The sequence below is a fragment of the Streptomyces sp. NPDC051243 genome, assembly GCF_044455405.1.
In the GTDB taxonomy this organism is placed as follows: domain Bacteria; phylum Actinomycetota; class Actinomycetes; order Streptomycetales; family Streptomycetaceae; genus Streptomyces.
On sequence record NZ_JBITES010000003.1, the window covers coordinates 389,126 to 408,797 of the forward strand.

At 71.1% G+C, this 19,672-nt stretch carries 15 protein-coding genes; 5 read left to right on the top strand and 10 right to left on the bottom strand.

Features of this window, described 5'->3' with window-relative positions; translation table 11 throughout:
• Position 1: 1 nt before the first annotated feature.
• The 3 genes from ACIBAG_RS09050 to ACIBAG_RS09060 all read right to left on the bottom strand — a co-directional run bounded on the left by ACIBAG_RS09050 (position 2) and on the right by ACIBAG_RS09060 (position 5,413).
• On the bottom strand, positions 2–1,795 hold the full coding sequence (locus ACIBAG_RS09050) for a CDP-alcohol phosphatidyltransferase (protein ID WP_399102646.1): 1,794 nt from the start codon (positions 1,793–1,795) through the stop codon (positions 2–4).
• 187 nt (positions 1,796–1,982) lie between these two features.
• Positions 1,983–3,920: a glycogen debranching N-terminal domain-containing protein gene (locus ACIBAG_RS09055; RefSeq protein WP_399102648.1), complete on the bottom strand. Its 1,938-nt coding sequence runs from the start codon at positions 3,918–3,920 to the stop codon at positions 1,983–1,985.
• Positions 3,917–5,413: an MGH1-like glycoside hydrolase domain-containing protein gene (locus tag ACIBAG_RS09060; RefSeq protein WP_399102650.1), complete on the bottom strand. Its 1,497-nt coding sequence runs from the start codon at positions 5,411–5,413 to the stop codon at positions 3,917–3,919. Before ACIBAG_RS09060 ends, ACIBAG_RS09055 begins: the two co-directional genes overlap by 4 nt.
• Positions 5,414–5,533: 120 nt before the next feature.
• Here ACIBAG_RS09060 and ACIBAG_RS09065 point away from each other — a divergent pair, with 120 nt between their 5' ends.
• Together ACIBAG_RS09065 and ppdK are read left to right on the top strand one after the other, a co-directional pair.
• Positions 5,534–6,736: an ROK family protein gene (locus ACIBAG_RS09065; RefSeq protein WP_399102652.1), complete on the top strand. Its 1,203-nt coding sequence runs from the start codon at positions 5,534–5,536 to the stop codon at positions 6,734–6,736.
• Between the two features lie 406 nt (positions 6,737–7,142).
• Positions 7,143–9,863, top strand: coding sequence for a pyruvate, phosphate dikinase (gene ppdK, locus ACIBAG_RS09070; RefSeq protein ID WP_399102654.1), 2,721 nt, complete (start codon positions 7,143–7,145; stop codon positions 9,861–9,863).
• A 187-nt stretch (positions 9,864–10,050) separates the two neighbouring features.
• On the opposite strand, the gene ACIBAG_RS09075 is transcribed toward ppdK, so the two are convergent.
• The 7 genes from ACIBAG_RS09075 to ACIBAG_RS09105 form a co-directional block, all read right to left on the bottom strand.
• Complete coding sequence (locus ACIBAG_RS09075) at positions 10,051–11,028, bottom strand: hypothetical protein (protein WP_399102656.1); 978 nt, start codon at positions 11,026–11,028, stop codon at positions 10,051–10,053.
• 222 nt (positions 11,029–11,250) lie between these two features.
• Entirely contained in the window at positions 11,251–11,934 is a 684-nt protein-coding gene (locus ACIBAG_RS09080; RefSeq protein WP_399102658.1) for a class I SAM-dependent methyltransferase, read from the bottom strand.
• Positions 11,931–12,422 carry an NUDIX hydrolase gene (locus ACIBAG_RS09085; RefSeq protein ID WP_399102660.1) on the bottom strand — a complete coding sequence of 164 codons (492 nt, stop codon included), beginning with the start codon at positions 12,420–12,422 and terminating at the stop codon, positions 11,931–11,933. Before ACIBAG_RS09085 ends, ACIBAG_RS09080 begins: the two co-directional genes overlap by 4 nt.
• A gap of 1 nt (position 12,423) precedes the next feature.
• Entirely contained in the window at positions 12,424–12,756 is a 333-nt protein-coding gene (locus tag ACIBAG_RS09090; protein WP_399102662.1) for a MazG-like family protein, read from the bottom strand.
• Between the two features lie 203 nt (positions 12,757–12,959).
• Complete coding sequence (locus ACIBAG_RS09095; protein WP_399102664.1) at positions 12,960–13,247, bottom strand: hypothetical protein; 288 nt, start codon at positions 13,245–13,247, stop codon at positions 12,960–12,962.
• A gap of 72 nt (positions 13,248–13,319) precedes the next feature.
• Positions 13,320–15,125, bottom strand: a complete 1,806-nt coding sequence (locus ACIBAG_RS09100; RefSeq protein ID WP_399102667.1) for a SulP family inorganic anion transporter — start codon at positions 15,123–15,125, stop codon at positions 13,320–13,322.
• The gene (locus ACIBAG_RS09105; RefSeq protein WP_399102670.1) at positions 15,122–15,727 is read right to left on the bottom strand and encodes a carbonic anhydrase; all 606 of its coding nucleotides are present in this window, start codon (positions 15,725–15,727) and stop codon (positions 15,122–15,124) included. The genes ACIBAG_RS09100 and ACIBAG_RS09105 overlap by 4 nt, the downstream gene beginning before the upstream one ends.
• 189 nt (positions 15,728–15,916) lie before the next feature.
• On the opposite strand from ACIBAG_RS09105, the gene ACIBAG_RS09110 reads away from it, so the two are divergent.
• The 3 genes from ACIBAG_RS09110 (at position 15,917) to ACIBAG_RS09120 (ending at position 19,639) form a co-directional block, all read left to right on the top strand.
• Positions 15,917–16,756, top strand: a complete 840-nt coding sequence (locus ACIBAG_RS09110) for a response regulator transcription factor (RefSeq protein WP_399102672.1) — start codon at positions 15,917–15,919, stop codon at positions 16,754–16,756.
• A complete protein-coding gene (locus ACIBAG_RS09115) occupies positions 16,753–18,240 on the top strand; it encodes a sensor histidine kinase (RefSeq protein WP_399102674.1) in 1,488 nt (495 codons plus the stop codon). Before ACIBAG_RS09110 ends, ACIBAG_RS09115 begins: the two co-directional genes overlap by 4 nt.
• Positions 18,241–18,478: 238 nt before the next feature.
• Entirely contained in the window at positions 18,479–19,639 is a 1,161-nt protein-coding gene (locus ACIBAG_RS09120) for an alkaline phosphatase PhoX (protein WP_399102676.1), read from the top strand.
• Positions 19,640–19,672 lie beyond the last annotated feature (33 nt).

Genomic DNA, 19,672 nt, shown 5'->3' on the forward strand with positions numbered 1-19,672 from the left:
GCTACGTCGACGGGCTCGGGGTCGAGCCGTACGCCGTCAGGAAGCGGTCACGGAAGGAGCTCATCTTCCAGACCGGGGTCGTGGACGTGGGCTGGAGGCCGTCCGCCCAGTTCCAGTCGGCGATCCTGTCCAGGACCTTCGGGTCCTTGGCGACGATCGAGACCGGGACGTCCCGGCTGGCCCTGACGCCGCTGACCCGGGACATCGGCTGGTGGTCGCCGAGGAAGACGAGGACCGTGTCCTCGGTGCCGTAGCGCTCCAGCCACTGGGTGAGGCTGGTGACCGAGTACGAGATCGACTTGCCGTACTCCTGCTTGGAGCGGGTGGAGTCGGAGATGATGTCCGCCGGCTCGGTGCCCGCCTCCTGGATGGGCTTGAACACCGAGCCGTCGCCCAGGTCGTCCCAGTCGACCATCTCGGGGATCGGCGCCCAGGGCTGGTGGCTGGAGGTGAGGATGATCTCCGACATCAGCGGCTTGTCGCGCTTCTTGCCGTGGACCTGGCGCTGGAAGGCTTCGAGGGCGTACTGGTCGGGCATCGTCGACCAGCTGAACTTCGGCCCTTTGTAGCCGAGTTGGAAGGCGTTGTAGACCTTGTCCAGGCCGTAGTACTTCTGTTCCGGCCAGGCCTTCTGTACGCCGGGCATGACGCCGACCGTGTCCCAGTCGCCGGTCTTCTGGAAGACCTTGGTGAGGCTGAGGTGGTCGCTGGCCATGACCGTGCGGTAGCGCTGCTGGTTGTCGATCCACAGGCCGGAGAGTGTGGTGGAGTGGCCCAGCCAGCTGTTGCCGCCGAAGGTCGCCGACGTCAGCCAGCCGCTCTTGGCGTGGAAGCCGGCCTCGGTGAGGGCCTTGGTGCTCGTGTCGAGCGTCTCCGTGACTCCGGGGGCGATCTCCGGGTCCTCCAGCGCGCTGCGGCCGTAGCTCTCGATGAACGTGAAGATGACGTCCTTGCCGCGCAGATCCGGGACCAGCTGGGCGGGCGGAGTGCCGCCGAAGGTGTCGGCCCTCGCGTCCCTCGCGAACTGCGCCTCGTCGCGGAGGGTGTCCATCGCCCGGCGTGCGTGGACCTTGATGACGCCGGCGGTGTGGTCCGCGGCGATCGGCACGCCGGCGACCTGGAGACCGAACGCCGTGCAGGTGATCCACACGGTGCCGGCGATGAGGGCGCCTCTCGACGCGTCCGCCTTGTGGCGGGCCAGGACCTCGGCGACGCGGACGGTGGCCAGGGCGACGAGCGCGATGAGGGCGATGACCAGGAGGATCAGGCCGATCGTGAGGAGCGTGATGGTCGTGCCGCCGAGGGAGTCCTTCATGTACGACTGGGCGTCGTCGAGGAGTTCCCAGTCCAGGACGATGTTGAAGTGCCTGCCCAGGTATTCGTTGTAGCCGATGTCGAGGACGTTGAGGGCGGTCAGGGCGCCGAGGGCGGCGCCGGTGGTCGCCGCGACGATCAGGCGGGGGCGGCGGGGGAGGGTGAGGAGTACGGCGGCGCCGATGATCGCTTCCGCGGGGAGGCGGATGAACTCCGTGGGTTTGAGGTTGCCGAGGGTGTTCGGCATCTGCAGGCAGACTTGGATGAGGGCGGCGGCCAAGACGGTGAGGGTCCAGCGGAGGTAGGGGGTCGTCTTCTTTCCGGCCTCGGCTTCGCCTTCGGCCGATTCTTTCCCATCCGCACCATCCGTGCGGCCATCGTCGTCGGGTGCGGGTGGCCCCTGCGGGGCGTCCTCGCCGTCGGCGGCCGCGGGCCCGTTGTTCGTACCGGGCAGTTGACGTAGGCGCGTGAAGACGGGCACCCGAAGGTCCTTCCGTGCGAGGCCCCTGGTGGAGTGGTGTGGCGGGCCGCGCTGGGGAGGCTGGGGGCCCGCCGTCATCCCGTACGGCCGGCCCCCGGCCGGTGTTCAGCCCTGGTGCCCCAGCGCTCGGCAAACGCTGGGCAAACGCCAGGCCAACACGCCCGCCGCCCTCCTTCCGTGCCCCCTCCTACGCCCCTCCCACCGCCGTCAGCAGCGCCAACGGAGCCGCCGCCGAGCGGGATTCGCGTACGCAGGCGTGCGGGTACGGCACCGGTTCCGGGTGGGTGTCGCGGCCGTAGCCCGCCAGGACCTCCGGCAGGCGGTGGCCGGTCGTCGTCGCCGCGTCCACCAGGGCGTGGGCGACCGTGCGGGCCTCGTCGTGCAGGCCGTAGCGGGCCAGGCCCAGGGTGATGAGCGCGTTGTCGTGCGGCCAGACCGAGCCCCGGTGGTAGGAGAGGGGGTGGTAGGCCGGTTGGCCGGAGGCGAGGGTGCGCACGCCCCAGCCCGAGAAGAAGTCCGGTTCCAGGAGGCGGCGGCCCACCAGTTCGCCGTACTCCTTGTCGAGGAGACCGGACCAGAGCAGGTGTCCCGCGTCCGAGGCCAGGGCGTTCACCTGGTGGCCCGTGCCGTCCAGCGCCAGGGCGGGGAAGGAGTGCTCCTCCATCCAGAAGTCCCGCTGGAAGCGGTCCCGGAGATCGCCGGCCGCCTGTTCCAGGAGGGCCGCGTAGGTCTCGTCCTGCCACACCGTGCGGGACAGCCACGCCGTACGGCGCAGGGCGTCGTACGCGTAGCCCTGGGCGCCCGCCGCCATCACCGGCCCGGCGGGGCGGGTGCCGTCGGCCGAGCAGATGGCGCCGGGGGAGTCCTTCCAGTTCTGGTTGGCGAGGCCGCCCTCGTCGGCGCGGTAGACCAGGTAGCCGCGGGAGGTCAGGCCGCCGTGGTCCAGCATCCAGCCGATCGCCGCCCGGGCGTGCGGCTCCAGCCGGCGGGCCGGTGCCGTGTCGCCGGTCTGCTCGACGTACGCGCCCAGCAGGATCAGGAACAGCGGCGTCGCGTCCACCGAGCCGTAGTAACGGCCGTACGGCACCTGCCCGAAGTGCGCCAGCTCGCCGTGCCGTACCTCGTGCACGATCTTGCCGGGCTGGGCGACCGACTCGGGGCCCGTCTCCGTCGCCTGGGTCGCGGCCAGCGCGGGGAGGGTGGCGGCGGCCAGCTGCGGGCGGTAGGGGAGGGCGAAGAGTGAGGTCAGGAGGGCGTCTCGGCCCAGGAGGGTGAGGAACCAGGGGGCGCCGGCGGCCGGGACGCGCAGTTCCTCGCCGTCGGGGCCCGTCGCCGGGACCTGGAGCGAGGCCAGGTCGGCCAGGCCCCGGGCGCAGGCGGCGGCCAGCTCCGGCCAGCCGGTCGGGAAGGCCACGCCCTCCACGAACTCGCCTTCCAGAGCGAGCAGTTGGTCGTTGCGGGCGGCGGGGGAGCGCGGTACGCGCAGGGCCCGTTTGTCGCCGTGCGGGCGGGCCATCACCCGCAGGGTCAGTTCCGTCGTGCCGTGCGGTTCCAGCTCCAGGGTCCAGACGAGGCGGCGGGCGCCGGTGCCGGTCTCCTCGACCCCGTCCGGCGCCGGGTCGGCCGTCACGGTCGTGACCGACCGCCACTCGCCGCGCTGGTAGGTGAACTCCACGCCGTGCTCCAGGACCTGGCGGGAGCGGGTGGCGCCGGTCTTGGCGTAGGTACGGTGGTCGGAGCGCAGCTCGAACTGGTCGGTGAAGTCGGCGTCGGCGGTCACGGCGAGGCGGACCGTCGTCGGCACCGGGCGGTTGCTCGTCACGCGGAGCGATTCGACGAACGAGCCGTCGCCGACGGCCTGTTCGCGGAAGAGCGTGTACGCGGGCGGTTCGTTGCGGCCGCCGCGCGGGACCAGGACGCAGCGGGCGGTGTCCCCGTCGGCGACCGGGGTGAGCGTCTCGGGCACGGCCCCGTCGACCGTGAGCTGCCAGCGGCTCAGGTGCCGGGCGTCACGTACGAACAATCCCTCCGGGGAGCCGACGCCCCGTACGCCGCTGATGTCGCCGCGGTCGCCCACGGCGGCGAACGTGCCCCCGTACACAAGCAGATGATGGCGGTCCGTCATCCCCGGTTACCTCCCTTGAATCCCTTGATCGCAGTGGCTTCGGTTTCCGGCCGTGCGCCGGTCTCGCTGTGCAGCAGGTCCAGCGCGAGCGCCGCGGTCCAGCCGAAGCCGGTGGCTCCGCAGGCCTCGCCGGTGTACGGGTCGACGTACTCGGCGAAGTCGGAGGCGGCGGCGAGCTCCAGCACCGCCGAGCGCAGGGCGTCGGCCCGCTCCCGCTCGCCGTGCGTGCGCAGTCCGCGCTCCAGCAGCCAGCTCGTGTTGAACCAGGCGGGACCCCGCCAGTAGCGGTGCCGGTCGAAGGCCTCGCCGAGGAGGTCGTACGACGGGGCGAGGCGGGTGGTGTCGCCGAGGCCGAAGTGCGGTCCGCGGGCCGTGCGGACCAGGGCGGCGGTGATGTCGCGCGGGAGGGTGGGCAGGAGGAGGGGGATCAGGCCGGAGACGCTGCGCTCGGGGATCAGCTCCCCGGCCGGGCCGTCGCTGCGTCCGTCGGTCCGCGGGCCGCTTCGCCCGTCGCCCCGTCGGTCGGTCCGCCCCTCGGCCCGCACGTCGCGGCAGAAGAACATCCCCTCCGCCGGGTCCCACATCCGCTCGATCAGCGCCGCCGTCAGGCGCTCGGCGCGCGCGTGCCGGGCCGTGCCCGTCGCCCCCAGCTCCCGCGCGATCCGGGCCAGCGCGTGCTCGGAGGCGATGAGCAGGGCGTTGAACGCCGGGTCCTCGACCGCGAAGTCCCCGCCGCCGTCGGCGTAGCCGCCGTCCCGGTAGTCCGCCGCCAGCCGCACATACCGCCCGTAGTCCAGATCCGTCGGCCGGTCCTCGGCGGCGCCGTGGTCGAGGTCGGCGCGGCGGAAGGAGCGGGCCGGGGCGGGCGTGACCCTGCTCAGCGGCGCGTCCCAGCAGGGGCTGTTGTCCATCCCCTGTTCCCAGGGGTGCACGACGGAAGCCAGGCCGCCGCCGCCCAGGTCGCGCGCGTGCAGCAGATAGCGGTGCCAGGCGGCCAGCCGGGGATACACCCGGGTGAGGAAGCCGCGCGCGCGGGACAGCCCCGGGTCGGCACGGTGCACCAGCCAGGCCGCCAGCGCGTGCACCGGTGGCTGCACGATGCCGGAGGTCTGTACGGTGCGCGGGGCGCCCGCAGCACGCCCCGCGGTCGAGGAGCGCCAGAAGTCGGGGCTCGGGAAGTAGGCGTCGAGCGGCACGGAGGGGTTGAAGACGATGTGCGGCACGCGCCCGTCACCCCACTGGGCGTCAAGAAGCGTCTCCAGTTCCGTCTGCGCACGTAACGGCGAGATGTGCCTGAGGCCGATCGCGATGAACGCCGAGTCCCAGGACCACTGGTGCGGATACAGGCTGCGCGAGGGCACCGTCGAGGTGCCGGTCCAGTTGGCCTCCAGTACCTCTGCGGCCCTGACGTGCAGCGAATCCGCCGCGGGGGGCGGATCGTATGCGATGTCACGCTCCGTGGGACGGGCTGTGAGCTGGGCAGTGCGATCCACTCGGGGCTCCCCGAAAGACGTCCGGACGACCGGTTCGGTCATGGCTACCGTAGGGTTACGTCTATTTAACACGCAAAACTCAATATGTAATGCAGAGTTGAGAAACACAAGGGGGTGTGCATGAGCGCACGGAGTCAGGCCGGCGTCGGAGAACTGCTCGAACTGGTGCGCAGCGGGCGGGCCGTCACGCGCGGAGCGCTTCAGCAGGCCACCGGGCTGTCCCGTGCCACCGTCGGCCAGCGCCTCGACCGGCTCTTCCGTGCCGGCTGGCTGCGCGAGGGCGCCGGGGGTCCGGTGGACTCCCCGCTCGGCGGCCGTCCCTCCATCACCCTCGAGTTCGACGACGCCCACGCCGTCGTCCTCGCCGCCGACCTGGAGACCCGGCACGCGCGCGCCGCCGTACTGTCCCTGACCGGCGAGATCCTCGCCGAGCACACCGGCACGCTGGTCATCGAGGACGGGCCGGACGCGGTGCTGGGCGAGCTCGGCCGCTGGTTCGCCGGGCTCCTGGAGAAGGCCGGCCACCGCGCCGAGGAGGTCTGCGGCATCGGGCTGGCCGTCCCGGGGCCGGTCGACACCGAGACAGGCCGGGTCGTCCAGCCGCCGATCATGCCGGGCTGGGACGGCTACGACATAGCGGGGCGCCTCGCCACAGCCTTCACCGAGGCCACGGACGCCGCCCCGGTCCCGGTCCTGGTGGACAACGACGCCAACCTCATGGCGTACGGCGAACAGCGCACGGCCTTCCCGGACTGCTCGGCGTTCGTGCTCGTGAAGGTGTCGACCGGCATCGGCGCCGGAGTCGTCGTCGGCGGCTCGATCTACCGGGGCATCGACGGGGGCGCCGGCGACATCGGCCACATCCGGGTGCCGGCGGGCTCCGACGCGCTGTGCCGGTGCGGTTCGTACGGCTGCCTGGCCGCCGTCGCCAGTGGCGGTGCCGTGGCCCGGCGGCTGGCCGAGAGGGGGGTACCGGCGGCCTCTGGCGCGGATGTGCGGGACCTGCTGGCGTCCGGGGACCCGGGGGCGGCCGCGCTGGCCCGGGAGGCCGGGCGGCAGGTCGGGGACGTGCTGGCGACGGTCGTGACGCTGCTCAACCCCGGGGTCCTGATGATCGCCGGGGATCTGGCCGGAACGCCCTTCCTCACCGGCGTGCGGGAGTTGCTGTACCAGCGGGCGCTGCCGCGCTCCACCGCTCATCTGGACGTCGTGACCTCGCGGCTGGGGGAGCGGGCGGGGCTGGTGGGCGCCGGGGCGCTGGTCGTGGAGCACCTCTACGCGCCGGAGCGGGTGGAGGAACGGCTGCTCGCGCTGGGTGTGTGACGGCCGGGTTTCCGTTTTGAGGCACGTCCGCATGGTGAAATCCGGGCAGCTGTGGCAGCGTGATTCTCGCCACCCCTGATAAGGGTTGCGCTCAGATGAGCGGATCTTGAGCGGCTGCACTTCTCCAAGGGGTGGCACTGGGTGCCACCCCTTGATCGTTCATCGATCGAAATCAGATGTGGACTATCCCTGCTCATTTGAGCGGCAAACTGCACTTGCGGGCCAGCTTGCGTTCAAGAAGTGAAAACATCCGCCCGTCGGGGCTTGCCAAGCTTTGACTTTCGATCCACTGGCGGACGGGTGGTTACAGGCGCATGACGCATGAGTAGACGTACCCAGACGCCTTCGATCTGGGTATGTTCCTCGCCGTCAGGGCAGCCACCACGTCCTCGAGGGAGTCGAGACCGTGTCGGAAAACAAAGAACCCCACGTAGCGAAGTTCGTTTACGACTTCACCGAGGGAAACAAGGACCTCAAGGACCTCTTGGGTGGCAAGGGCGCCAACCTCGCCGAGATGACCAACCTGGGACTTCCCGTTCCCCCCGGCTTCACGATCACGACGGAAGCCTGCAAGGTCTACCTCGACAGCGGCGACGAGCCGGCGGCACTGCGTGACGAGGTGAGTGCGCACCTCGACGCCCTCGAGTCCCGCATGGGCAAGAAGCTCGGCCAGCCCGACAACCCTCTGCTCGTCTCGGTCCGCTCCGGCGCCAAGTTCTCGATGCCCGGCATGATGGACACGGTCCTCAACATCGGCCTCTCCGACAAGTCCGTGAAGGGCCTCGCCGACCAGGCCGGCGACGAGCGGTTCGCCTGGGACTCGTACCGCCGCCTCATCCAGATGTTCGGCAAGACGGTCCTCGGCGTCGACGGCGAGCTCTTCGAGGAGGCCCTCGACAAGGCCAAGGAGGCCAAGAAGGTCACGGTCGACACCGACCTGGAGGCCGCCGACCTGAAGAAGCTGGTCACCTCCTTCAAGAAGATCGTCAAGAAGGAGGCCGGCCGGGACTTCCCGCAGGACCCGCGCGAGCAGATGGACCTCGCCATCAAGGCGGTCTTCGACTCGTGGAACGGCGACCGCGCGAAGCTCTACCGCCGCCAGGAGCGCATCCCGCACGACCTCGGCACGGCCGTCAACGTCTGCTCCATGGTCTTCGGCAACCTCGGCCCGGACTCCGGCACGGGCGTCGCCTTCACCCGCGACCCCGCCTCCGGCCACCAGGGCGTGTACGGCGACTACCTGCAGAACGCGCAGGGCGAGGACGTGGTGGCGGGCATCCGCAACACGGTCCCGCTGGCGGAGCTGGAGACGATCGACAAGAAGTCGTACGACCAGCTGATGCAGATCATGGAGACGCTGGAGAACCACTACAAGGATCTCTGCGACATCGAGTTCACGATCGAGCGCGGTCAGCTGTGGATGCTCCAGACCCGCGTCGGCAAGCGCACGGCGGGCGCGGCCTTCCGTATCGCCACGCAGCTCGTCGACCAGGGCCTGATCGACGAGGCGGAGGCGCTCCAGCGCGTCAACGGCGCCCAGCTCGCCCAGCTGATGTTCCCGAAGTTCGACGAGGAGGCGAAGGTCGAGCAGGTCGGCCGGGGCATCGCGGCGTCGCCGGGTGCGGCGGTCGGCAAGGCGGTCTTCGACTCGTACACCGCCGTGAAGTGGTCGCGCTCGGGTGAGAAGGTCATCCTGGTCCGCCGGGAGACCAACCCCGACGACCTGGACGGCATGATCGCGGCCGAGGGCATCCTGACGTCGCGCGGCGGCAAGACGTCCCACGCCGCCGTGGTGGCGCGCGGCATGGGCAAGACGTGCGTGTGCGGCGCGGAGGAGCTTGAGGTCGACACCAAGCGCCGCCGTATGACCGTCCCCGGCGGTCACGTCGTCGAGGAAGGCGACGTCATCTCCATCGACGGTTCGTCCGGCAAGGTCTACCTGGGCGAGGTCCCGGTGGTCCCCTCCCCCGTCGTGGAGTACTTCGAGGGCCGCATGCACGCGGGCGCCAACGACGCCGACGAACTGGTCGAGGCCGTGCACCGGATCATGGCGTTCGCCGACCGCAAGCGCCGGCTGCGGGTGCGCGCCAACGCGGACAACGCCGAGGACGCGCTGCGCGCCCGTCGCTTCGGGGCGCAGGGCATCGGCCTGTGCCGTACGGAGCACATGTTCCTGGGTGAGCGCCGTGAGATGGTCGAGAAGCTGATCCTCGCCGACACGGAGGACGAGCGCGAGGCCGCCCTGTCGGAGCTGCTGCCGCTGCAGAAGAAGGACTTCGTCGAGCTGTTCTCGGCGATGGACGGACTGCCGGTGACGATCCGTCTCCTGGACCCGCCGCTGCACGAGTTCCTTCCCGACATCACCGAGCTGTCGGTCCGTGTCGCCCTCGCCGAGTCCCGCCAGGAGCCGCACGAGAACGAGCTGCGGCTGCTCCAGGCGGTGCACCGCCTGCACGAGCAGAACCCGATGCTGGGTCTGCGCGGTGTGCGCCTCGGCCTGGTCATCCCCGGCCTGTTCACGATGCAGGTCCGCGCGATCGCCGAGGCCGCCGCCGAGCGCAAGAACGCCAAGGGCGACCCGCGCGCCGAGATCATGATCCCGCTCGTCGGCACGGTCCAGGAGCTGGAGATCGTCCGCGAGGAGGCCGACCAGGTCATCGCGGAGGTCGAGGCCGCGACCGGCACGCAGCTCAAGCTGTCCATCGGCACGATGATCGAGCTGCCGCGCGCAGCGCTGACGGCAGGCCAGATCGCGGAAGCCGCGGAGTTCTTCAGCTTCGGCACGAACGACCTCACCCAGACGGTGTGGGGCTTCAGCCGGGACGACGTGGAGGCCTCGTTCTTCACGGCGTACCTGGAGAAGGGCATCTTCGGCGTCTCCCCGTTCGAGACGATCGACAAGGACGGCGTGGGCTCACTGGTCGCGGCCGCGGCGAAGGCGGGGCGCGCGACGCGTCCCGACCTGAAGCTGGGTGTGTGCGGCGAGCACGGCGGTGACCCGGAGTCGGTGCACTTCTTCCACGAGGTCGGCCTCGACTACGTCTCCTGCTCGCCGTTCCGGATCCCGGTGGCGCGACTGGAAGCGGGGCGGGCGGCCACGCAGTCGGAGGGCAGCGACCACCGCTGAGCCCGGCGCGGGCACGCGTGGGCCCTACGGCCACTGAACTCCGGAGTCGTCGCCTGTCCCCGACCCTCAAGACCGATGGGCGGCGACTCCGGTGCACCAAAGAGGGCGGCATCCTGTGCGGGGGTGCCGCCCTCTCCTGCGTCACGTCGAGAGGCCAGGTCCGATGTCCTCTCCCGGCGCGGTCCGCCTATTCGGGGGTGCCGGTGATCTCCACCTTGATCCGAGCGGAGTTGTCGGCCGGGTCGGTGTCGCCGTCGAGCGGCTCGGGCACCGAGATCCGCCCCTCGGCGCCGTCGACCCGACGGTCGATGCGCACCCGTAGGACGTTCCAGTCGGGGTCGGTGCAGTAGATGTTCTCGTCCTCCGTGTCCCGCGAGCAGTAGCTCACTTCGGAGGGCTTCGATTCCCGGAACTCCTGTGTGAGCTCGACCAGTGTGGTGCCCGGCGGGAGTTGGACACGCATCCGTTCCGGGGCGGGCTCCGGTGTGGCCTGCGGCCGCGGAACGTCCACCTCGACCTCTTCACCGACCCTGCCGCGGATCGTGAGGGGGCTGACAGACCAGTCCGCCGGCCCCGCGTACGCCTTCCAGCGGAAGCGCAGCTCACCGGCGCGCTTGCCGGCGCTGAGGGTCGTCGACTTCAGGCCGAGCACGTCACCCGTGCCCTGGCGGTAGTGCGCCTTGTAGTCCGGGGCGTGCGGTGGAGGACTGCCCAACGTCCACACGGCGTAGGTGTATGCCGCTTCGAGCTCGTGGTACTGGGCGTTGACGCGCTCCGTGACCGGCTCGGTCGTCTCGAACGCGCCTCCCACGGGCACGGCGTCCGGGAACTCGCAGAACACCGTGCGGTGGTCGTCCGAGTAGTAGCAGTTGCGGTGTTTCGGGGCGGTCTCGTCGATCTGCGCGTTGGTGACCGACACCCGCACGACGACGCCGCGGGAGGCCGCTTCGGGCCCGGTGTTCTTGAACGCGGGCGTCAAGAGCGGCACCGGCGCGTCGTAATCACCCACGACCGTCCGCGGTTCATGGGAGCCGAGCGTGAAAGACGCCTTCGGACCGGATTCGGGTCCTGCGTCGTCGAGCCCGAGCAGTACGACCCCGGCGGCGGCCGCCGCGACGGCGGTGAGCGCCACTGCCCAGCTGGCCTTGCGCCGTCCCACGGTCATCCGTCCCTTCCCCTGGCCACTCGCGCAGGTTCGACGTCGGCCCACCCAGGGCGTACAAACCGCGCAGTGCCGGCAATTGATGCCCGCTCCGCTGCGGGCCGTTCGGAGGATGAGACCAGGCGTTATGGGTCGACCGCCGTCAGACCCGCCATGACGACCCCAGAAGTGAACTGGATCACTCACTCTTCGCCGGATCCTTGAGCCTTCAGACGCGGCTCGCACCTAACCGCCCCGCCGGGCCCTCACGACGACCGAACCCCAGAACGCGTTCACCGGATCGGTGGGCCGGAACACGTAGTCGACGGCATAGCCGTACTCGCCGAGGAGGCGGGCCCACCCGTCCAGTGAGTACATCCAGCGCACCGTCCACATCGACCTGGCCGGTCCCGTCCGCACCAGCATGCGCCGCCTGCCCTCCGGCATGCCCGGTGAGCGGGTCAGGCAGGAGAACACCAGGCGGCCGCCGGGGCGGAGACGGTCGGTCAGGGCGGGCAGGATGCGGTGCGGGTCGGCGAACCACAGAGCGCCGAAGTTGGAGAACGCCGCGTCCAGGCGGGGGAGACGGGGGATGATCGGCACCGCGTCTCCCAGCCACCACTCCAGGGGCCGTAGGTGTCCGAAGCTGGTCATGGCGTGGTGGACGCGCACCGGGGACACGTCGATACCGATGCCGCGTGCGAGGCCGTGCTCGGCCAGGCCGGCGAGCTGTGCTCCGTGACCGCAGCCGAGCTCCGCGACGGTCGCGTCGGTGAGTGGCCCGAGGAGTTCCGGGCCGGGGCCGGGTGCCGTGCGGAACATCCACTCCATGGCCTTCGGGCGGGTGCGGTTCGGGCGGCCGATCCCGTCCCAGGTGGCGGCGTTCAGGCGGGCGTCGGCGGCGTGCTGCGACTGTGCGGTCGCGGTCACAGGGGCCGCCCTTCGCGGAGGCACACGACGGTTCCGGAGTGGGCGGCGGTGTGCAGGGCGGTGAGCGTCGGCAGGTGGGCCGACAGGGGCGTGGACTCCAGCTCGGGCAGGGAGAAGAAGCCGTCCTGGTCGTGCTCGGGGCTGCGTCTGATGGGCTGGCCGGTTGCCAGGGTGCCGCCGTGGAAGAAGAAGTCGATCGCCGGGCCCGTTCCCTTCACGTCGGCTCGGTGGTCGTAGCCGAGGAAGCGGAGAGGCCGGTCGGGGACGATGCCGGTCTCCTCGTACAGTTCCCGGCGCGCGGCTGTCGGCGGGTCCTCCCCGTGGTCCAGCATTCCGCCCGGCAGCCACCAGGTTCCGGCCATCGGCTGGCCCTCGGCGTAGCGGAGCAGCAGGATGCGGTCATCGGGGTCCAGGAGCAGCACGCAGGACGCGACGACGGCCTGCGGAAGGGTTCGGATCCACTCCTCGCGCGGCAGCACTCGCTCCACGTCAGCCCTCCCGGACGGTGACCGTGCGGGCCGCGGCCTGCTTCAGGTGCTCGGTGAACACGGCCTCGGGGTCGGGTACGCCGAGGCGGTGCAGCGTCACCATCGACGTGATGATCACGTCGCAGACCTCCGCCGTCACGTCGTCCCAGGTATGGCTCGCTCCCTTCCGCGGGTTCGTGCCGGTCGCTCCGATGACGGCCTGGGCGGCTTCGCCGAACTCCTCCCCGATCTTCAGCACTTGGAGTAGGCGCCGCTCTGCGGCGGGCACGTGCGCTGCGGCCCGGTCGAGGAACGCGGCGAGTTCGGCAGTGGTCTGCCACGCGGTCGTGTCCAACGTTGCTGTTCCTTCCCTCGGGCGGGCGAGGCAGGGTGAGTCGCCCATCCGAAGGAACGTAGCGCGGCGCAGAGGGGCACCGGCAGGGCGTCAGCGGGGCGCGCGGCGCCCGCGCACCGCCGACTGCACCCCAAGGGCGGCACCCTGTGTATGGGTGCCGCCCTCTCACGTTGCCGCAGGCCGCCTCGGCGCCGTGCGGTCAGTCAGGCGCGATCCGACCCGTTCGGCCCCTCGGTGGCCGCGACCCGGTCGCGGCGGCGGCCCAGGAGGGAGCTTCCCGCGACCACCAGGCCGACGGCGACGACCTTGGCGGCCGCGTGGTAGCCGCCCGCCATCTCCTCTGGGGCGCCGGGCAGCCGGAAGAAGCCCCACGCCGCCACGAGACACCCGAAGGCGATCAGCCCGACAGCTCCCCAGGTCCCGACTTCCCCCCACCAGGGCCCGGGGCCGTGAGCCCGCTCGTCGGTCTGCTCGGCGTCTTTGCCAGTCAAGGTCTGCTCTCCTCCGCGCGTGGTGGTCACGAGGAGAGACGGGAGGGCGGTGCGGGTGGTTCACCGGCCGGCTCAGCCCACGAGCGGCGGGCGCTCGGCGTAGTCGTCGTAACCGCCGGGCAGCGGGCGCGTGTCCAGGTAGAACCACTGGGCGTCCGGGCCGGGGGACGGTGCCACGGTCGGTGTCGGACTCGGTGTGGGACTCGCCGTCGGACTCGGCGTCCGACTCGGTGCCGGCTCGGGTGCCCTGGTTGCAGGTGCCTCCGCCTTCGCCGGCCCCGGCATCAGCAGTTCCACGCGCAGCCCCATTCCCCGCTGCTGTGCCGTGAACTCCTCGACCTGGTTGCGGCACGCGTGGTCCAGATGCGTTACGCCGGTCAGGTCCAGGCGGATGCGGGGCTTGCCCGAGGCCGCCGCGGACTCCAGGGCCTCGATCACCTGAGGCAGGCGTAGGAACGTCGCGTTGCCCGCCATGACGACCTTCGCCGTGTCGTCCTCGATGTGCTGGCGGATGACCGTCTGGGACATGCGCAGGGCCGCGAGGACGATCCCGGCCGCCAGGCCGATCAGGACGCCCTCCAGCAGTGCCGTCGCCACGATGACCAGTGTCGTCACCGTCATGACGACGAACTCGCCCCTGTCCTGGCGCCACATCTTCGGGAACTCCTCCGGCGCGAAGAGCTTCCAGCCGCTGTGGACCAGGACCCCTGCCAGCACCGAGATCGGGATCAACGCCAGCACCTGCGGGAGCAGGAGTGCGAAGGCCAGCAGCCACAGGCCGTGCAGGGTGCGGGAGATGCGGGTCTTCGCACCCGCCTGGACGTTGGCCGAGCTGCGGGCCACGACCGCTGTGATGGGGAGGGCGCCGAGGACGCCCGCGACCGTGTTGCCGGCGCCCTGGGCGATGAGTTCGGTGTTGTAGCGGGTGCGCGGGCCGCTGTGCATACGGTCCACGGCGGCCGCGGTGAACAGGCTCTCCGCGGAGGCGATGACCGTGAAGGTGAGGATGGAGCCGATGATCGCGGTGTCCGCGAGGCCGGCGAACTGCTCGGCGCCCGGTACCTGTACCGACGCGAGCAGGTTGCCCACCTGGAGCGTCTTCACGTCCACGCCCGGCAGCGCGGCGACCGCGATGCCGATGCCGACCGCGACCAGCGCGGCCGGGATCCGCTTGGCCGGACCCGGCACCTTCTTCCACACGAAGCTCAGCACGATCGTGGCGACGCCGAGCAGCGTGGCGATCATCGCCTGGGGGTCGGTGAGGATGTCCGCGAACAGGCCCGGTATCCCCGCCATGTTCTCGATCGGTGTGCCGGGGGCCTTGGCGTCGGCCATCGGGTAGGCCTGACTGAACATCAGCGGCAGCCCGATGCCGGCCAGCATGCCCTGGACGACCGCGATGGAGATCGCCTGGAACATCCGGCCGAGGCGTACGACGCCGAGGACGATCTGCAGGATGCCGGAGAACAGGACGATCACGCCGAGCATCGCCACCCCGTGCTCCAGCACCGTCTCCGCGACCAGCGCGGCGAGCCCGGCGGCCGGCCCGCTGACCTGGAGCGTGCTGCCCCGCACCACGCCGACGACCAGGCCGCCGATCACCCCGGAGATGATCCCGAGCTCGGCCGGGACACCGGAGGCGACGGCCACACCGATGCACAGGGGCAGGGCGACGAGGAAGACGACGAGGGAAGCGGTGATCTCGGTGGCGAGGTCGGGCTTGGAGCCGGGCTTGGAGCCGGACTTGGAGCCGGGCTTGGAGCCGGACTTGGAGCCGGACTCGGGGCCCGGCCTGGCCGACGGCGTGCCCGCGGGCTTCGTGGCGGGTGCCGCCTTCGCCCGTCCCGAACCGCGCCCTCGCGCATGTGCCCCGCTCATCCGCTGTGCACCCGGAACAGACCGTCGCCCTCCAACTCGTGCACCTGCCCGGTGTCCACCTCGTAGTACCAGCCGTGCAGCCGCAGCCGCCCCGCGTCCAGCCGCTGCCTTACGACGGGGTAAGTCCGCAGTACGGCAAGCTGGTTGACGACATTGCCCTGCGCCACGTCGGGCAGCGACGGGTCGTCGGAGGCGGTCGTGAGGACCGGTGACAGTTCGGGGCGGGCCAGTCGCAGCCAGGCGTCCACGCCGGGCAGTGCGGAGAGGTCGTCGCCGGACTTCAGCGCGCCCATCGCGCCGCAGTGTGAGTGACCGCACACGATGATGTCCTGAACGCCGAGCACCTCCAGCGCGTACTCGACGGTGGCGGCCTCCCCGGACGCGCCGGGGCTGCCGTACGGCGGCACGATATTGCCCGCGTTTCGCAGCTCGAATATCTCTCCGGGTCGTGCGCCGGTAATCAGCGCGGGGATTACCCGCGAGTCCGAGCAGGTAATGAAGAGTGCCTCGGGATATTGCCCCTCGGCCAGTTTCCGGTATTCGCTGCTCTCGAAATCGACCCGCCGTTTGAACGATCGGGCTCGGTCCAGCAGTGCCTTCAACGGTGCCTCCTCGGCTGGGAGTTCGGCCAGGTCATCACACCGTAGAGGGGGGTACACCAGACGAAGGTTAAGCGAAGGCCAGAGTGCGCCCAGGAATTGGACATTCTTTGTCGCGCGACCGTGCAAGCGCTTGTTCCCTGTAGCGTGTCGACTTCAGGGCAGAGAATGTCAATTCGAGAGACAGGACCCATGGGCATACAAGTGCTGCTCATAGAGGACGACGAGACGATCGCCGAACCGCTCGCCGAGGGACTGGGCAATTTCGGCCTGACGGTGGATCACGTCACCACCGGAGCGGAGGGGTTGAGAAGGCCGTACGGCGATGTCGTGCTGCTCGACCTCGGGTTGCCGGACATGGACGGCATCGACGTCTGCCGCGGCATCCGCCAGGTCTCGGACGTGCCGGTCATCATCCTGAGTGCGCGGGGTGAGGAGGCCGACCGGGTGCTGGGGCTGGAGCTCGGTGCGGACGACTATCTGGCGAAGCCGTTCAGCGTACGGGAGCTGGTGGCACGCGTGCGGGCGGTGACCCGGCGGACCCAGCGCGCGGAGGCGGTGGCGGCCTCCCCCGAAGCGCCGGTGCTGCCGTACGACATCGCGCCCTCACGGCCTTACGACACCGCGCCACCCCCGTCGTACGAGATCGCGCCGCCCCCGTCGCACGAGACCCCGCCGCCCTCCTCGTACGACGACACCGCGCCCCAGCCCGCGTACGCCCCCGGCCCCCTCGTCGTCGACCGTCGCACCCGTCAGGTCTGGGTCGGTGAGGTGCCCGTGACCCTCACGCCCAAGGAGTTCGAGCTGCTGGCGCTGCTGGCCGAGGACCCGGGCGCGGTGTACTCCCGGCAGCAGATCCTGGACCGGGTGTGGGATCCGCACTACGAGGGGCCGACCAAGACGCTGGACGTCCATGTCGCCTCGCTGCGGCGGAAGTTGGGTGACCCGGCGTGGATCCAGACGCTGCGCGGGGTCGGCTTCCGGCTGGCGGTGCAGGCCGAGCCGGGCGGGCCGCAGGTGTCCTCGCCATGACCCGCCGGCTGCTGCTCAGCTATCTGAGCCTGGCCGCGCTCGTGCTGCTCTGTCTGGAGATCCCGCTGGGCTTCGTCTACTCGCGCGGCGAGCGGGAGCGGGTGGTGAACGCGGCGAAGGACGAGGCCGAGTCGGTGTCGGCGTACGCCTCGCTGTCCCTCAGCGCGGGGCGGGCGGAGCGGGACCTGCCCCGCCGGGTCGTCCACTGCGCCGAGCGCATCGGCGGCAAGGTGGTGATCGTGGACGCCTCGGGCGCTCTGCTCGCCACCTCGCACCCGCTGGCCGCCGTCATGTCCGCCGACCTCGCCTCGCGCCCCGGTATCGCGGCCGCCCTGCACGGCACCTCCACGGTGGACGTCCGTACGTCGACCATCGGCGGGGTCGAGTACCTGTCGGTCGCCGCGCCCATCCGGCACACCTCCGGTCTGCAGGGCGCCGTATGGCTGACGGTGCCGACCCGGACGGTGCACGAGCGCGTCCATCATGTGTGGCTGTTGCTCGGGCTCGGCGGGCTCGGTGTGCTCACCGCGGTCGCCGGGCTCGGGTTCGCGATCGCTCGCTGGACGGGTCGGCCCATCCGTGAACTGGAGCAGGCCACCGACGAGTTGGCCGACGGTGGCCTCGCCACGCCGGTGACGATCACCAAGGGGCCGCCCGAAGTGCGCCGGCTCGCCGCCGCGTTCAACCGTACGGCGGCCCGGCTCGCCCATCTCCTCGACGCCCAGCACGCGTTCGCGGGCGAGGCCTCCCATCAGCTCAAGACGCCGCTCGCGGCGCTGCGGCTGCGGCTGGAGAACCTGGAGCCGAACGTCGCCGTCCGCGGCCGGGGCAGTCTCGCCGCGGCGGTGACCGAGACGGACCGGCTGTCGCGGATGGTGGAGGGGCTGCTGGCGATGGCGCGCCTGGAGGAGAACGCCGCGACGCCCGGCCCGGTCGACGTGGGCGCGGTCTGCGCGGAACGGCACCGCACCTGGCAGCCGCTGTTCGAGAAGCAGCGGGTCTCGCTGGTGCTGTTCGCGGGCAGTGTGGGGCCCGTGCTCGCCGTACCCGGCGGGGTGGAGCAGATCGTGGACAACCTGCTGTCCAACGCCCTGCGCGCCTCCCCGGCAGGCAGCACCGTGACCATGGAGCTGCGGCTCCACGTCCCGGCCCGCCGCGCCCTGCGCGACGCCCGCCCCGCCTGGGTCGACCTGCACATCACCGACGAGGGCCCCGGTATGACGCCGGAGCAGCGGGCCCGCGCCTTCGACCGTTTCTGGCGTGCGCCGGGCGCCCCCAAGGGCGGGACGGGTCTGGGCCTTTCACTGGTCCAGCGGCTGGCGCACGCGAGCGGCGGTGAGGCGAGCCTGCACGCGGCGGCCGCGGGCGGGCTGGACGCGGTGATCCGGCTGCCGTCGGCTCAGGCGCCGCACGAAGGGCACGGTCCGGGGTCCGAGAAGCCCGGGCAGCAGCGGAAGCGGGGGGTGCCGGTGTTGCGTGGGTGACGCACATGGGCTGCACTCAGGGGAGCGCATACGGGCATCGGCACGCCGGGGAGCGCACGCGGGTGGCACTCACATGAGCACGCGGGGGCGGCGCACAGCCGGCACCCAGGTACGCCGCCCGACGGTCATGCGCCGGTCACGGTCCGTCCACCCTCCGCCCCTAGGTTCCATGCCGCCCCCCAGGCACGACCCCGCCGTCGACCGGCGGCGGGGCGGTACGACACCTCTTGGAGAGAGAGTGGAACGTCGTAGCCTTCTCCGTGCGGCCGTCCTCGGCGGCTCTACCGCCGTGCTCGGCGGAACCCTGTGGCGCGGCGCCGCCCACGCGGCCCCGGCCCAGCCCGGCACCGGCCCCTACGGGGCGCTGGGCTCCCCCGACGCCAACGGCATCAGACTCCCCAGCGGCTTCACCAGCCGCGTCATAGCCCGCTCCGGCCAGACGGTCTCCGGAACCTCGTACACCTGGCACAACGCCCCTGACGGCGGCGCCTGCTTCGCCGACGGCACGGGCTGGATCTACGTCTCCAACTCGGAAATCTCCTCCACCGGCGGCGCCGGCGCCGTCAAGTTCAACTCCTCGGGCACCATCACGGGCGCCTACCGGATCCTGTCCAACACCAACCGCAACTGCGCGGGCGGCAAGACCCCGTGGAACACCTGGCTGTCCTGCGAGGAGGTGTCCCTCGGCTACGTCTACGAGACCGACCCCTGGGGGACGAACGCGGCGATCCGCCGGGACGCGATGGGCCGCTTCAACCACGAGGCGGCGGCCGCCGACCCGGTGCGCAAGGTGATCTACCTGACCGAGGACGAGTCCAACGGCCGCTTCTACCGCTTCGTGCCGAACACCTGGGGCAACCTGGCCTCCGGCACGCTGCAGGTGATGGTCGCGGGCAGCGGTACGTCCGGCTCCTTCAGCTGGGCGAACGTCCCCGACCCGGACGGCTCCCCGACGGCCACCCGCAGCCAGGTCTCGGGCTCCAAGTCCTTCAACGGCGGCGAGGGCTGCCACTACGCCGACGACACGGTCTGGTTCACCACCAAGGGCGACAACCGCGTCTGGCAGCTCAACCTCACCAACAACACCTACGAGTTGGCGTACGACGACTCCCTCGTCACCTCCGGTACGGCTCCCCTCACCGGCGTCGACAACATCACCGGCTCCGCCTCCGGCGACCTGTTCGTCGCGGAGGACGGCGGCAACATGGAGATCTGCGTGATCACCCCGGACGACGTGATCGCCCCGTTCCTGCGGATCGACGGCCAGTCGAGCTCGGAGATCACGGGGCCGGCGTTCTCGCCGGACGGAACCAGGCTGTACTTCTCCAGCCAGCGGGGCACGAGCGGCAGTTCGTCGGGCGGGATCACCTACGAGGTGAGGGGCCCCTTCCGCTCGTAGTCGCAGTGGTCACGAAACAGACACATCTCCTCC

Bases quoted from the DNA above. Each gene is read 5' to 3' on its own strand.
- ACIBAG_RS09055 (WP_399102648.1), bottom strand. From the start codon at position 3,920: ATGACGGACCGCCATCATCTGCTTGTGTACGGGGGCACGTTCGCCGCC.
- ACIBAG_RS09065 (WP_399102652.1), top strand. From the start codon at position 5,534: ATGAGCGCACGGAGTCAGGCCGGCGTCGGAGAACTGCTCGAACTGGTG.
- ACIBAG_RS09075 (WP_399102656.1), bottom strand. From the start codon at position 11,028: ATGACCGTGGGACGGCGCAAGGCCAGCTGGGCAGTGGCGCTCACCGCC.
- ACIBAG_RS09100 (WP_399102667.1), bottom strand. From the start codon at position 15,125: ATGAGCGGGGCACATGCGCGAGGGCGCGGTTCGGGACGGGCGAAGGCG.
- ACIBAG_RS09110 (WP_399102672.1), top strand. From the start codon at position 15,917: ATGGGCATACAAGTGCTGCTCATAGAGGACGACGAGACGATCGCCGAA.
- ACIBAG_RS09115 (WP_399102674.1), top strand. From the start codon at position 16,753: ATGACCCGCCGGCTGCTGCTCAGCTATCTGAGCCTGGCCGCGCTCGTG.